10 protein-coding genes are annotated in these 14,759 nt (G+C 69.8%); 1 reads left to right on the plus strand and 9 read right to left on the minus strand.

Going from position 1 to position 14,759, the window contains the following annotated elements:
* The first annotated feature begins 3 nt into the window (after nt 1–3).
* A complete protein-coding gene (locus F9C11_RS03870; RefSeq protein ID WP_409183545.1) occupies nt 4–1,314 on the plus strand; it encodes a glutamate-1-semialdehyde 2,1-aminomutase in 1,311 nt (436 codons plus the stop codon).
* On the opposite strand, the gene F9C11_RS03875 is transcribed toward F9C11_RS03870, so the two are convergent.
* The 9 genes from F9C11_RS03875 to F9C11_RS03915 are packed head-to-tail and all read right to left on the minus strand — an operon-like array spanning nt 1,286 to nt 14,734.
* The gene (locus F9C11_RS03875) at nt 1,286–1,960 is read right to left on the minus strand and encodes a phosphatase PAP2 family protein (RefSeq protein ID WP_409183546.1); all 675 of its coding nucleotides are present in this window, start codon (nt 1,958–1,960) and stop codon (nt 1,286–1,288) included. The genes F9C11_RS03870 and F9C11_RS03875 overlap by 29 nt on opposite strands.
* Before the next feature lie 8 nt (nt 1,961–1,968).
* Nucleotides 1,969–3,132, minus strand: a complete 1,164-nt coding sequence (locus F9C11_RS03880; protein ID WP_409183547.1) for a glycosyltransferase family 4 protein — start codon at nt 3,130–3,132, stop codon at nt 1,969–1,971.
* A complete protein-coding gene (locus F9C11_RS03885) occupies nt 3,129–4,331 on the minus strand; it encodes an O-antigen ligase domain-containing protein (protein WP_409183548.1) in 1,203 nt (400 codons plus the stop codon). Before F9C11_RS03885 ends, F9C11_RS03880 begins: the two co-directional genes overlap by 4 nt.
* 1 nt (nt 4,332) lies before the next feature.
* The gene (locus F9C11_RS03890) at nt 4,333–5,862 is read right to left on the minus strand and encodes a right-handed parallel beta-helix repeat-containing protein (protein ID WP_409186804.1); all 1,530 of its coding nucleotides are present in this window, start codon (nt 5,860–5,862) and stop codon (nt 4,333–4,335) included.
* The gene (locus F9C11_RS03895) at nt 5,859–7,739 is read right to left on the minus strand and encodes an alginate lyase family protein (protein WP_409183549.1); all 1,881 of its coding nucleotides are present in this window, start codon (nt 7,737–7,739) and stop codon (nt 5,859–5,861) included. The genes F9C11_RS03890 and F9C11_RS03895 overlap by 4 nt, the downstream gene beginning before the upstream one ends.
* On the minus strand, nt 7,739–9,904 hold the full coding sequence (locus tag F9C11_RS03900) for a bi-domain-containing oxidoreductase (protein ID WP_409183550.1): 2,166 nt from the start codon (nt 9,902–9,904) through the stop codon (nt 7,739–7,741). Before F9C11_RS03900 ends, F9C11_RS03895 begins: the two co-directional genes overlap by 1 nt.
* A complete protein-coding gene (gene asnB, locus F9C11_RS03905; RefSeq protein ID WP_409183551.1) occupies nt 9,901–11,805 on the minus strand; it encodes an asparagine synthase (glutamine-hydrolyzing) in 1,905 nt (634 codons plus the stop codon). Before asnB ends, F9C11_RS03900 begins: the two co-directional genes overlap by 4 nt.
* A 14-nt stretch (nt 11,806–11,819) precedes the next feature.
* Entirely contained in the window at nt 11,820–13,400 is a 1,581-nt protein-coding gene (locus F9C11_RS03910; RefSeq protein WP_409183552.1) for a Wzz/FepE/Etk N-terminal domain-containing protein, read from the minus strand.
* A complete protein-coding gene (locus F9C11_RS03915) occupies nt 13,397–14,734 on the minus strand; it encodes an exopolysaccharide biosynthesis protein (protein ID WP_409183553.1) in 1,338 nt (445 codons plus the stop codon). Before F9C11_RS03915 ends, F9C11_RS03910 begins: the two co-directional genes overlap by 4 nt.
* Nucleotides 14,735–14,759 lie beyond the last annotated feature (25 nt).

The following is a 14,759-nucleotide window of genomic DNA, read 5'->3' on the forward strand; positions in this document are numbered from 1 at the left end:
GTCATGGACCTGCCACTCTCCCGGATCGCGAACGAACGCCTGCACCGCGCCATCCCCGGCGGTGCGCACACCTACGCCAAAGGCGAGGACCAATACCCGGAACATCTCGCACCGGTCATCTCGCACGGCCGCGGCGCATACGTCTGGGACGTCGACGGCAACCAGTACCTCGAATACGGTTCCGGCCTGCGGGCGGTCAGCCTGGGTCACGTGCATCCGCGGGTGACCTCGGCCGTCCGCGACGTGCTGGAACGGGGCAACAACTTCGTCCGTCCGTCCATTGTGGAGCTTGAAGCGGCGGAGCAGTTCCTGGAAACGGTGCCGACCGCGGACATGGTGAAGTTCGCGAAGAACGGCTCCGACGCGACGACCGCCGCCGTCCGGCTCGCCCGCGCCGCCACCGGACGGCCGCTGGTCGCCTATTGCGCTGACCACGCGTTTTTCTCCACCGACGACTGGTTCATCGGCACGACCCCGATGTCCGCCGGAATCCCCGCCGCGACAATGGCGATGACCGTGCCGTTCCCCTACGGCGATCTCCCGGCGACCGAGCAGATGCTGCGCCAGTACCACGGTCAGGTGGCGTGCCTGATCCTGGAACCGACCAAGGACGTCGCCCCGCCGGACGGTTATCTGGCCGGGCTGCGGGAACTCGCGCATCGGCATGGCGCGTTGGTGATTTTCGACGAGATGATCACCGGATTCCGGTACTCCGAGCACGGCGCGCAAGGCTTGTATGGAGTGACACCGGATCTCTCGACGTTCGGCAAAGCGCTCGGCAACGGCTTCGCGGTCGCTGCTTTGGCGGGTCGGCGAGACTTGATGGAGCTAGGCGGGCTTCGGGATTCGCGAGACCGGGTTTTCCTGCTGTCCACGACGCACGGCGCGGAAACCCCAGCGCTGGCCGCGGCGATGGCGGTAATCGACGCCTACGCGGCAGAGGATGTGACGGCCCGCCTGCACGCTCTGGGTGCCCGGTTGGCCGCCGGGGTGACCGAGGTGGCGGCCGCACATGGGGTCGGCGAACGGGTCTTGGTGCGCGGACGGGACAGCAACCTGGTCTTCGCGACTCTCGACGCGGATGGCCGGCCTTCGCAGGAGTATCGGACGTTGTTCCTGCGGTGCCTGTTGGAGAACGGGGTGCTGGCACCGTCCTTTGTGGTCAGTGCGGCGATGACGGAGCGGGACATCGACCGGACGGTGGAGGTGGTCGCTTCGGCTTGCGTGGTGTACCGGAAGGCGCTGGAGGCGGGGGACCCGTCACCGTGGCTGGGAGGGCGGGCGGTCAGGCCGGTTTTTCGCCGGAAGTCCTGACTCGCCCTTTCCCGTCCGCGAGCCGGTCCACCCAATACCCGGTAACCGGCACGATCGCCAACGCCACCGCGAAACCGCCGATCGTGTCGGTCGGATAGTGCGCGCCCAGCCCGACCTCCGCCCACGCCATCAGGAACCCGGACACCACAGCCAGCCCCACCGTCCACGCCACTGCCGCGCTCCGGCCAGACCGCCCGGCCAGCACGTAAGCCCCGATCACCGCCAAAGCGGTCGCGAAAGCGGTGTGGCCGCTGGGGAACGACAGGTAGCTGCCGTGGATCGTCCGCCCGGTCAATGGCTTCAGCACCGAAGTCACCACGACCGTCAACCCGCAGCCGACCACCGTCAGCACCGCTGTCCGGAGCCGGTTTGTCAGCAGGCAACCGCCGAGCACCAAGGCCAGGATCAGCGTCGCGCCCAACGGTTCGCCGCAGAAGTCGATCGCCGTCGCGAAGTACCACCACGGGTCGCCGATGAGGTCTGGGCCGGGCAGGAGCGGGGCGTCGAACGCGCTCGGCACCGAGTGTCCGGCGAACCGCAGGCCCAGCGCGATCAGCGTCAGGAAGCCGAGCACGGCCAAGACCATCGACGGCGTGCGCAGAACGACCGGAAGCGCCGGGGGCGAGGTCTTCAGTCGGTCGCGCACGCCTTCCTTCATACCGTGGAAATCGCTTCCTCGTAGCCTTCGAGCAACCGCTTCAGCCCCACCTCCGGGGTGAAATCCGCCTCGTACCGCCGCCGCGCGGCCTCGCCCATCTCCTGGTTCCGCTCGGCGACCTCGAGCAGCGAGCCAGCGAGCGCGGCCGCGTCGCCGGGGGTGTGCAGCAAGCCGGTGACGCCGTCGGTGATCAGCTCTTCGAAGGCACCGTGCGCGGGCGCGACCGTCGGCACCCCGGCGGCCATTGCCTCCACCACCACGAGACCGAACGCCTCCAGCCACGTCGACGGCACCACCACCGCGGCCGCGCGCGCGATCAGTTCCTGGCACGAAGCCCGGTCCTGCAGGCCGACGTACGACACGTTCTCCCGTCCCGCCGCCCAGGCCGCGACGTTGTCGGACAGCGGCCCGGTCCCGGCGATCAGCAACGGCAGCTTGCCCGTGTACCGCTCCCACGCCGCTTGGAGCAGCGGGATGCCTTTCTCCTCGGTGAGCCGGCCCAGGAACAGAAGGTGCTCGCCGTCGCCGACTCGCCGGCGGCCCTGGTCCGGGACGAAGTTGTGCTTCACCCGCATCCGCGCGGACGGCAGGCCCGCGTCGACCAGCAGGCGGCGCTGGGCGTCGGAGATGCAGAAGAACCGGGTCACGCCGGTTCGCCAGCGATCCCGGTTGACCAGCAGGTTTACCGCCATCGGCACGGTCGCCGCGGTTGACCCGCGGTAGCAGCCGTGCCGCACCGCGGGGATCGGCAGGCCGCCGACGCAGTCGGTGCAGATCCGGCCGTCGCGGTAGAGCGTGCCGGGCGGGCAGACGAGGCCGTAGTTGTGCAGGGTCGCGACCACCGGCACGCGCGCCTCGGCGCATGCGGCCAGCACCGACGGCGACAGCAGCGGGAAGGTGTTGTGAACGTGCACGACATCGGGTCGCTCTCGGCGAAGCTGGGCCAGCAACGCCGTCCGCGACGCGCGGTTCCACGGCACCTGCAGCGGCACCAAGGCCTTGCGCGCCACCGGCATCGACGCGATGTCGTCGCTGTGCCGCTCGAACCGCCGCACGTCGATCCCGGCCGAGGCCAGCAGCGCGACCTCGGCGTCGACCACGTTGTTCTCGCCGCTCGGCTGCTCCGACCGATAGCGGTTGTGCACCACCAGAACCTTCACGCCAGCTTCTCCCTCGCTGGAGCCTCGCCGGTGGCCAGCAACGACGCGGCGACCGCCAGATGCAGCAGATACGGCGACGCGTCGCCGAGCCCGGCTTCGGTGTAGGACGCGGAAACGCAGTACGCGATCAGGAAAATCGCGCACGCCCTTGCCAGCGACGGCGGGCGCAGCACCGCGATCGCGATCAGCACCAGCAGGAACGCGGCGACGATCCCGATCCCGACCAAGCCCTCCTCGTGGTAGATCGCCAGCCAGCTGTTGTCGATCGGCAGGCCGTCGTAGGACTTGTCGGTGAGGCCGACGCCGAAGAGGTACTCGAATCCGCTCCGCGGCGCGGACAGCAACGCGTCCCACACCTTCGCGCGGCCGGTCAGGCTGGAGAAATCGTCGGTGCTCTGCCCGCGCAGGAACCACGCCTGCAGCAGGCCGCCCAGCACCACCGCGGCGAACCCGGCGACCAGCACGATCCCGGCGAACACCTTCCGCGCCCGCGCGCTGACCAGGCCTAGCGACAGCAGCGCGACGACCAGCCCGGCGACGAGGCCGAGCGTCGCGGTGCGGGTGTGCGTGAGCAGCAGTACCCCGAGCGACGGCACGACGACGAGCAACGCGCTCTTGGCGTCCGTCCGTTTGCCGAGCCACATCAGCACCGCGAGACCCGCAATGACCGCCGCGTACTGGCCGACCTGCGGCGGCGTCAGCGGCCAGACCGCGCCGGAAAGCCGGCCGCCGTAGAGGTCCGGCATCGCCTTGCCCGGCGCGATCGCCAAGCCGAGCACGACCGACAGCAGCACCGCGCCGAACATCCGGATGTGCGCGCGCACGAACGTGAACGTCCCGTCCCACCAGCCGCTGAGCAGCCAGAGCGTCGCGACGAACACCGTGAACCGGAAGCACCGGAACAGCGCGCCGAAGCCGGATTCCAGGTGCACGCTGGCCACAATGGCGGTGAGCAGCAGGAAGGACAGCAGCATCAGGTACGCGCTCGGCCGGATCTTGATCCGCAGGTTCAGCACCAGCGCGAGCAGGAACGCGGTCATCAGCGCGCCCATGGTGACCAGCTGGATCACCGTGCGCGGCAAGGGAATCACCGTCTGCGCGCCGGTCGAGCCGAGCGTGTTGAGAATGAGCAACGCCCAGGCCGCGCTTACCGCCTTCGGCACTGTTTTCGCCGGCAGGGCGGCGGTCAATTCAGCCACGTCAGCCACCCCCGTTCGGCTGGTAACTCGAATTCGCGTCCTGGTGGTACGGCGCGCTCTGCCATTCGCCGATGCCGATGATGTTGCTCATCTCCCGGGCGACGAAGGTCCACGGACCGGCATAAGCGTTGTCGTGCCAGGAATTGCCCTGCTGGAACGTGATCGCTTGCTGGATCACCGCGCCCTGGTACGGCGACCAGGTGGGATAGCTGCCGAAATTCGACAACACGCCCATCCGGCCGCAGATCTCCTCGCAGCCGAGCGCCTTCGAGTTGAGCGTGAACTGGTTGTGCTGCACCACGACCCGCTGAGTCTTCCACCGGCAGTCGCTGTACAGCGGTTTCTGCGAGATCGCCGGGGCGGAACAGGTACTGACATTCGGTACGAGTTTCGTGCACGAGCCGCTGGAGGTGTTGGCCGGGCTATTGCAGAACCGGTCGGCGTTCTCCCACAGGATGACGCCGTTCCAGTTGTCCTGCAGCAGATTCCCGGAAACTTCCAGCTCGCTCGTGCGGGCCTTCAGCCGGGGTTCGCCGCCGGATTCGGAAAGGTAGATTGTCGCGGACGGGAACGGGTCGCCGCGATCGGCGTGCGCGCGGCCGTCGGGCAGGTTGTTGCGCCGGAACGTGTTGTTGCGGATGATCGCGTTGTAGCTGGTTTCATAAATGATCGCGGCGCTGTCGTTGTTCTCGATCAGGTTGCCCTCGATCAGGAAATCGTTGTTGTTCGTGTCCGCCCACAGCCCGGTGCCGCGGTTGTCATGGATCCAGTTGCCGACGACGTCCGCGCCGTCCACCGCCCAGAACTTCATGCCGCCGGTGCAGCCGCACTCGGGAACCTTGGCTTCCCAGTTCGCGGTGTTGTTGCCGGTGACCTCGGTGCCGCGCAGCACCAGCCCGGTCACCGCGGCGGTGCCGGAGTAGGCGTTCAGCCCGTACTGGCCGTTGCGCCGCAGGCAGCTGTCGAGGATCTGCTGCTTCGGCCCGGCCATCAGCCCGGCCCCGTCGTTGTCCTGCACCGTCAGGCGCCGGATGACCCATCCGGGGGCCGAATCGTGGTTGACCACGCCCTCGTCGCGCGGCGCGGTGAAGCCCTGCACGGTGAACGATTCGAGCCGGACGTCCTTGGCCGCGCCCGCGAAGGCGTACCGGTTCTTCTTGCGCCCGTCGAACACCGCGCCGGGCGCGCCGAGGTAGACGTCCCCGTCCTTGGGCTGCACCTGGGCGTACTCGTCGTCGGTGAGCCGGTGCGTGCCGGGAGCGAGCCAGAACGTGGTGCCCGCCGGGGAGTTCTTCGTCTTTGTCGACAAGTCGTCCACCACGGCCGGATCCACCGCGACAGCTCCGGCGGGCGCGGTCGCCGGACCCGGCGGCACGTGGTCGCAGACCGCGGCGACCGGACCCTGCGGCGAAGTCGATCCGGCGACCGGAGCGGGCGCGGCTCCGGACGAGCTGCACGAAGCCAGCGTGAGCGGGAGCAACGCTCCCAGCAGCAGCAATGTCCTTCGCACGGTGGATCCTCTCCAGATCAGGGCAGGCGGAGCACGGTGGTCAGCGGTCCGGTGACCGGACCGGAACCGACGAGCGCGGTGGCGGGTTCGCGGCGGCCGAAGCCGGGCGAGTACCAGCCCAGCGGCGGATTCGTCTCGCCGCGGTGCGCGGTCCAGGCGAGCTGCGGCGGAAGCTCCATCGTCGCGGTGCGGCCGGGCCAGGTGAGCCGGGCGGTGCTGCCCTCCAGCTCGACGGCCAGCAGCGGGCCGAGGTGGAAGGCGAGTTTGCCGGACCCCCCGCCGGTCACCTCGTCGACCACGGTCAGCGTCCGGCCGGACAGCTCCACGGTGCGGCGGTGCAGCGCCGGGGCGTACCCGTCGTGTTCGGCCTGCCATTGCGTGGGCGTCGCGGCGAGGGTGCGCGAGTTCGCGTGGCGGGTCCACAGGAACGGGCCACCGGAAGCCGATTGGTCGACTCCGCCGAGCTGCAGCGTGTTGTGGCCGAGCGTGGAGCGGAAGTATGCGCGCCATTCGGGTTCGCCGTGGTAGCAATACGTTCCCGGGTCGGCGAGGATGTCGACGCCGTCGTGCCGGACCTCAATGGACAACGCGTCGGCGTGTGCGTGCGCGGCGATGGCGAGGAAGCCGTGCGGCCCGCTGTCGCAGCGGCACCAGATCTCCGGACCGTTGTCGCTGCGCAGGATGGTCATGCCCGCGTCCGAGAAAACCGGGCGCTGGCGGGCGTTGTCGAGTTGCGGCACCCGAGAACGCAGCGCCGAGAACAACGCGGTGCGCACGTCGTCAGCGGGCATCTTCGGCCACCACTCCGCCCGGCCGAACAGCGCGTCGCCGGTGGCCAGCAGCGAATGCCAACGGTCCGAACCCGGTCCGTCCACGATCAGGCCGTAGCCGTCGTCGGCGTCGCCTTGGCGCGGCGGTCGCCCGGCACAGTCCACCATGGCCGCGAGCGCGTCGCACATCGCCCGCAGTTCCAGCCAGGTCGAACGCGGCAGCCGCGGACCCGCTTCCAACGCGGCGGCGAGGCCCAGCTCCAGCACGAGCCCGTGGTACTCGGTCGCCAGCTCGCGGTTCAACCCGGACGTGAAGGTGTTGGCCCGCAAGTGAAAGTCCAGCGAGCGGATCGCGGCGGACCTCCAGCGCGCGGATTCCGGGTACCAGTCGAACGCGCACGACGCCGCCAGCTGTCCCGCCGCCTCGGCCAGCACGTGGTTGTTGGCTGAGGTGCCCCGGCTCGGGAACGCCGCCAGCCACCGCTGGTGGTGCCAGATCTGCCGCAGCGCCTCGGGATTGTCCTCGAACAGCCCGGGCGCGCCGGACCAGCCGTCGAGCAACCGGCGCACCCACACCCACGACAGCAGCCGGATGCCCAGTTCGATCCCGCTCAGCCAGTGCACGCCGCGCATCGGCGGGTTGGCCGCCCACCACGACTTCAGGTGATCGGCCACCCGGTGCGCGTATCGGTCGTCGCCGGTCGCCCGGTACGCCGCGGCCAGCACGGTCAGATGCTGGTGCCGCGACGGTTCCCAGATCTGCTTGATGTCGCCGATCGCGTTCTCGTCCCGGTACGGGATCTCGAAGGAGTACCGGTCCCCCGGCGCGCGGCGGCCGGTCTTCGGATCGAACGCCCAGTCCGGTGCGACGAGGTCGTCCCGCGCGACGCCGAAGTACTCCGCGTGCCCGTCCATCAGCCGGTCCGCCGCCGCGACCAGCCGGTCCCGTCCGGTCGCCGGCAGCCGCGGCTCGGCGGGCCAAGCCGGGAACGTCCGGGTCGCCGACCAGGCCGGCCGCCGCCGGGGTTCGCCGCGCCACCGCTGTTTGCGCACGACGTCGCCGACGCGGCCGACGATCTCCGCCGGTCCCATAGCGGACAGCCGGCGCAGGTACCAGGACGGGTCCATCACCGCTCCAACCGCACCGGCGCGCCGGTTTCGAGGCTGCGGTGCACGGCGAGGGTCGCCAGCGTCGTGGACACGAGCGAGTCGAGGCTGATCGGCATCGCGACGCCGGTCTTCAACGCGGTGATGAACGCGTCGAGTTCGGCCTGCTGGCCCTTGTCGCGCGCCTTCGGCAGCCGCGAACTGGTCCAGCGCTTGCGCCCGTACACCGAGGCGCGGACGAAATCGTCGAATTTCAGCACCTTGCCGTCCGCGAGCACCTCCAGCGTTTCCTTGGGGAACGCGGTGCTGCCGCTGGTGAGGTAGCTGATCGTCGCGGTCGAGCCGTCGGCGTAGCGCAGCAGCACCTGCAGGTCGTGGTTGCCCGGAGTGCCGGCGGCGTAGACCGAAACCGGGTCGCTGCCGAGGAACCAGCTGATCGTGTCGATGAAGTGCCCGCCCTCGCCGACGAACCGGCTGCCCTCGGAATCGGCCTGGTTGTACCAGCTGTTCGCGTCCAGCCGTCCCGCGTTGACCAGGTACCGCACCGAAGCCGGGCCGACCCGCGGGCCGAACTGGTTCTTCGCCTCGACCAGCAGCGGCGCGAACCGGCGGTTGAACCCGACCTGCAACCGGTTGTTGCCCGATTCCGCCACCGCGTCCACGACGCCGCGCAATTCCTTCTCCGACAACGCGAGCGGCTTCTCCACGAAGACCGCCTTGCCCGCCAGCAGCGCCCGCCGGGTCAGCTCGGCGTGCGAACTGTGCCGGGTCACCACGAAGACCGTGCTGACCTCGTCGTCCTCCAGCAGCGCGTCCACGTCGGTGCTCGCCGCGACGAAGCCGAACTTGCGTTTCGCGTTGGCCCCGGACAGTGCCGAGGTCGTGACCACGTCGGTGAGCAGCACGCGCTCGTCCCCGGCCAGATGCGGCAGGATCATCGACGACGCGTAGTTGCCCGCGCCGATGAACCCGATCCGCAGCCACTGCAACGGATCCGTCCGTTGGTCGACGACCGGAGCCACCGGAACCGCGGACACCACGCTTTCGGCCTCCGCGGGCGGCGCGTCCGGGTAGCGGAACAACACCGCGACCGCCTTCAGCGAACCCTCGTTGAGCGCCCGGTAGGTCTCGACGGCTTCCGCGAAGTCCGCGGTGTGGCTGATCAGCGGCGACACGTCGAGCTTGCCCCGTGCGGCCAGGTCGAGGAAGCATTCGAGGTTGCGCCGTTCCGTCCAGCGCACGTAGCCGATCGGATAGTCGCGGCCCTCCAGCTCGTAGGCCGGGTCGTAGCGGCCGGGCCCGTAGGAGCGGGAGAACCGGACGTCGAGTTCCTTTTCGTAGTAGGCGTTCCACGGCAGGTTCAGCGAGATCTTGCCGATGTCCACCACCCGGCCGCGGTCGCGCGCGAGCCGCGCGGCCAGCTCCACCGGATCGTTCGACGCCCCTCCCGCGGCGAGATACACCTGGTCGACGCCGTGTCCGCCGGACAGTTCGGCCACCGCCTGGTCGATCTCGCCGGACGCCGGATGCCCGCAGGCGAGCGCGCCCAGTTTCCGGGCGAGTTCGCAGCGCTGCGCGTCCGGGTCCACGCCGACCACGCGCGCCCCGCTCGCCACCAGCAACTGCACCACCAGCTGCCCGATCAGGCCGAGCCCGATCACCAGCGCGAGGTCGCCGAGCTGCGGTTCGCCCCGCCGGACGCCCTGCATCGCGATCGCGCCGACCGTCGCGAACGCCGCCTGCCGCGGCGAAAGCCCGGCCGGCACCTTCGCGTACAGATTCTTCGGCACCCAGTTCAGCTCGCTGTGCAGCGCGTGCTCGTTCCCGGCGCACGCCACGAGGTCGCCGACCACGACGTCGTCCACGCCCTCGCCGACCTGCTCGACCACGCCGCACAGCGAATAACCCAGCGGCGTATAGGAATCGAGTTTTCCGGACACCTTGCGATACGTCGCGGCGAGCCCATTCGTCGCGACGCTCTGCATCACCTTCGCGACCTGGTCCGGCCGCGAACGGGCCTTGCCCAGCAACGACATTCCCGCCTCGGACACCTTCATCATCTCGGTGCCGGTCGAGATCAGCGAGTACTGGCTGCGCACCAGCACGCCGCCCGGTTTGCACGCCGGCACCGGGACGTCGAGCAGGGCCAGCTCGCCGCTCTTGTAGTTCTGCACTACCTGTTTCACTGGACTCCTAGCCGCTCTCCGCGGAGGGCACCGCGGTACCAGTACTCGAGGGTCAGCACGTGCCAAAGGTGTTTCGCGCGGTCCTCGCGCCCGGCGGCGTCCTCGGCCACCAGCTTGCGCAGGGCATCGCGTCGCAGGAATCCGGACTCGACCAGGACGCCGTCCTCGATGACCTCCCGCACCAGCGGCGCGAGGTCCCGGCTCATCCACGCCCGCAGCGGCGCGCTGAACAGGCCCTTCGGCCGGTACACGATTTCGTCCGGCAGGATCGCCGTGGCCGCTTTCTTCAACGCCACCTTGCCTTGCCGGCGGGTGATCTTCTCCCGGCCCGGCACCCGGAACGCCGCCCGGACCACTTCGATGTCCACAAAGGGCGTTCGCACCTCGGTGGAAGCGGCCATAGTGGACCGATCGGTGTAGGCGAGATTCAAGCCCGGCAAGAACATTCGCGCGTCGGCGAGGCACATCCGGTTGACCCGGTCGGTCAGCGTCGTGTCGTAGTAGATGTCGGCGTGCTCGGCGAGCACATCGTCCACTTCGGACTGGAGATCCGGCGACACCAGCTCGAGCAGCTCCGTCCGGTCGTACATGGTGTAGCTGCGCCGGAACGCCGTTTCCTCCGGAAGGTCCGCAAAGGACAGAAACCGCTTCGCGAACCGCACCGACCGGTAACCGCGCGTGGCCGACGCGACCGGCAACCGGTCCACCGCCGCCCCGATCGCCCGGCGCGCCACCCCGGGCACCCGCCGGTACCGCAGCGCCAGCAGGTTCGCCAAATGCTTGCGGTACCCGGCGAACAGCTCGTCCGCGCCCATCCCCGACAACAGCACCTTGACCCCGGCCTCGCGCGCCGCCGAGCAGATCAGGTACGAGTTGATCGCCGCCGGGTCGCCGATCGGCTCGTCCAGGTGGTGCGTCATCCGCGGCAGCAGGTCCTGCACGTCCGGCGCGATCTCGATCTCGTGCAGGTCCACGCCGAACCGCCGGGCGACGATCCGCGCGTACCGCAGGTCGTCCGGCATCGCCTCGAATTTCGCGTCCTCGGGACGGAAACCGATGGTGTAAGCCGAAATCCCCGGCTGCTCGCGCGCGGCCAGCGCGGTGAGGTAACTGGAGTCCAGACCGCCGGAAAGGAAGGTCGCCACCGGGACGTCGGACAGCAGATGCTTGCGGGTGGAATCCTCGACGACCGCATGCAGGTCGACCTCGCCGCGATACTCCGCGCCCTCCTCGGCGACCTGGCGGAGCGACCAGTAAGTCCCGGTGTCCGTGCTGCCGTCCGGCCGGAACCGCAGCCAGGTCCCCGGCGGCAGTTTCTCCGCCTCCCGGTAAGCGCACCGGCTGTCGGGCACCCAGTAGTACAGCAGCGACGCGATCATCGCCGCCTGGTCCACGTTCAGCGTGTCCCCGAGTTCGCGAGCCAGCGCTTTCAGCTCCGACGCGAACACGACCCCGCCTCCGCGGCGCACGAAGAACAGCGGCTTGATGCCCAGCTGGTCCCGCGCGAGCACCAGCTCGCCGGTGCGTTCGTCGTACACCGCGAAGGCGAACATCCCGCGCAGCCGCGGCAGGCAGTCCGTGCCCCATTCCCGCCAGGCCCGCAGCAGGACCTCGGTGTCGGAGGTGCCGCGAAACCGGACCCCGGCGGCTTCGAGTTCGGCGCGCAGCTCGGGGGAGTTGTACAGCTCGCCGTTGTAGGTCAGGGCCAGCCCCTCGGCGGTCATCGGCTGCGCGCCCGTTTCCGACAGGTCCACGATGGACAGCCGTCGGTGTCCTAAGTGGACTTCCCGGTGGTCGTAGCGGCCGTCGCCGTCCGGGCCCCGGTGCGCGAGGCACTGGGTGAGCCGGTCGGTGAGCGGGCCGCCGTCCGGCCAGCTGTACGCGCCCGCGATGCCGCACATGCGTGTGGTTCCCCCTAGCTTTCCTGGACGGGTTTGAGCCGCCTCGTCGGTGCGTCCGGATCCACGTCCATCCGGGTGACCGGGCGGAGCCTGCGCTCGGTGTCCCGCTTCGTCGGCCATTCGATCGGCCTGGTCTCGTCGCGCAGTTCCAGCTCGACCACCTCGCGCCGTTTCTTCGCGACCACCGCGGCCCGCCCGCGCAACGCGGTGTGCAGCCCATCCCAGAGGGTGCCGTCAGTGCGGTCCTTCGGATCCGGATCGACCAGCACCACGCCGAGGATCGGCACGCCGCAGTCGGCGAGCTGCCGCGCGACGGTGTGCAGCCACTGCGTGTTCGCGAACCCGGCACGCACCACCAGCACGGTCTCCGCGCCGAGCGCCGACAGATCGGTCCACGCCGTGCCCGGAGCGGCCGTGCCGACCCCGACCCGGCGCACCGCCCGCGCCACCGCGGGGTCGCCGGCCTCGACGACCTGGACGTTCCCCTCCACCGGCAGCTTCGACACGTCCTTGCCCGGCAGGTCGTCCACGAGCACCACCGGACCGTCCTCGGCCAGCGACCGGCCGAGTTCCACCGCCAGCTCCGCCGCGGTCGCGGCCGCGCCGATTTCCAGCAGCGACAGCGAAGCCCGGTCCTCCCGAGCCGCCCGCGCGAGCGTGAGCGCGACCCGGCTGGTGTCGGTGACCGCCTTCGACCGCCGCCACAGCTTCGCCGGGCCGATCGGTTTCACGCCGACCTGCGCGATCACCGAAGCCCCGAGGTGCTGCGAAATTTCGCGGCGCAAGACCGGCCGGTCCCGGACCAGCGCGGTCACCGCGGCGAACGCGAGACCGAGCGCGAGGCCAAGCGCCAGCCCGACCCCGGCGGGCGTGCCGTAAGCCTTCAGCTTCGAGACCGGCTGAATCGCCGGCGCGTCCACGATCTGCGTCCCGGCGATAACCTCCGGCGATCCGATCCCGGCCTGCTGCGCCTGGTTCTGCAGATCGGCGATCTTCGACACCAGGTTCGCGCGCTGGGTGTACAGCTGCTCCAGCGCGCCCGCGTTGGAGTTGCGTCCCTTCGCCACCTCCGTCGCCGCCTGGTTGTCGATGTCCGCCAGCTGCGCCTGCGCCTGATCCCGCTGCTGCAGCAACGCTTTCGAGCGGCCAGTCGCGGCTGCTTGCGTGCGCTGGGTGTGATTGGCGATGAACGCGTCCGCGAGCGCTTTCGCCTTCGCGACCGCGTCGTCCTTGGTCTTCGCCTTGACCGTCACCTGCAAGACGTTGTTGGTGAGACCGAGCCCGGCGTAATCCTTCAGGAAATCCGACGGCGATTCGGTGCTGTTGATCCGTTTCAGCGCGTCCGCCGCCATGTTCGCCGTCGAAAGCACGGCGACGTCGGTACGCATCAGCGTGCCGCTGTCGGTCGGCGAATCGTCCGGGTGGATCACCATGATCTTCGTGACCGCGGTGGGCGGCGCGGGCAGCAGAATCGCCACCGCGCAGCCGAGGACCAACCCGGCCAGCGCGGTCGTCAGCCAGAACCGCCGCTTGCGCCGCAGCGCGACCACCAGCCGCTGGAGGTCGACCAGCGGCTGGACCTGTCCCGCGCTCATCGCGCACCCGCCAGCTCGCCGGTGCGCTGCTTCGCGGCCGGCTTCGGCCCGCCGGCCAGGTGAACCTCCCGGGCCAGCACGGCACCGAGAATTTCGTGCCCGGCGTCCGAGCAAGCCTCCGAAATCGAAACCAATTCCCACGCGTTGTGCGAACCGAGCGACACCACCACGAGCACCCCTGCCGTTCCGTCCGGCACGATCGGCTGCGCCCCGGGTACCACTTCGATTTCCGTTACCGCCACCTCGACGCGAAGGCGGTCGCCGCGCGCGGTGTCCGCGAACTGCTCCGCGACCTTCCGCGCCGAGGCGTCCCCGCGCGGAACAAGGATCAGCAGCCGCAACACTCCGTCGCGGTCCGCGCCCAGCCGCGCGAGCACGCGGCGGTACCGCACCTCGCGCGCCGCTTCGTCCGCCGACGCCGGCACCTCGGGCAGATTCCACGGCTGGGCGTTTCCGACCGCCTTCCGCCACCACTTCACCGGTGCGTCCGAAGCCGCCGGGATGTCGATGCTCGCCAGCACCGGCGCACCCAGCGCGGCCCCGATTTCGCCTTCGCTGCGCGGTCTCCGATCCGTCCGCGCCCCGAACAGGTAGGCCAGAACTCCGAGCACGAAGAACAGCACCGCGCCGCCGGCCGTCAACTGCGGGAGCGTCGGCGCGGACGGCGAAGACGGCCGTTCGGACGGGCCGAGCACGACCATGTTGCCCGCGCCGGTCGCCGCGTCCGCCGCGTTGAGGTTGTTGACCGCCTGTTCCAGCGCCGTCCGCAAGCCCTGCAATGTGGTGCGGGCCTGCACGCCCTCGACGGAATCGCCGTTCGCCACGGCCTTCGACAGGTCGAGGATCCGCTGGTTGGTCTGGGTGATCTGCTGCCGCAGCGCTTCCTTCTGCTGTTGCGCGAGCTGCGCGGCCTGGTCGGCGGAATTTCCGAGCAATTGCGTCGAATACTTCACGAATTCGCCCGCGACCTGGTCAGCCAGCTGCTGCGAGCGTTCCGGGCTGGAGCCTTTCGCGGTGATCGTCACGACATTGCCCTGCGCGACGGACGCGGCGACCGACTTCTGCAGATCCGTGCCGCGAATCCCGAGCCCCAGCGCCGCGGACGCCCGGTCGAGCACCACCGAACTGGTCGCCACCTGCGCTTCGGTCAGCAGTTCGTCCGGCTGCCGCGGCCCCTGCAGCAGCACACTGGCTTGCGCCTCGTAGCCCGGGGAAAGCACGGTGGACGCCCCGGCCCCGACACCCGCGCCGACTACCGCGAGCAACAGCAATGCTCGCCAGCGCCGGCGCACCACCTTCCCCACGACGGAGAGGCGTATTGTTTCGTCACTCAAAACCAGGTCTCCCCTCACGGGCCGA

It is taken from the genome of Amycolatopsis sp. VS8301801F10, from assembly GCF_046195355.1.
In the GTDB taxonomy this organism is placed as follows: Bacteria; Actinomycetota; Actinomycetes; order Mycobacteriales; family Pseudonocardiaceae; genus Amycolatopsis.

Coding starts and splice junctions, on each gene's coding strand:
- asnB (WP_409183551.1), bottom strand. CDS start 11,805: ATGTGCGGCATCGCGGGCGCGTACAGCTGGCCGGACGGCGGCCCGCTC.
- F9C11_RS03870 (WP_409183545.1), top strand. CDS start 4: ATGGACCTGCCACTCTCCCGGATCGCGAACGAACGCCTGCACCGCGCC.
- F9C11_RS03910 (WP_409183552.1), bottom strand. CDS start 13,400: ATGAGCGCGGGACAGGTCCAGCCGCTGGTCGACCTCCAGCGGCTGGTG.
- F9C11_RS03895 (WP_409183549.1), bottom strand. CDS start 7,739: ATGGACCCGTCCTGGTACCTGCGCCGGCTGTCCGCTATGGGACCGGCG.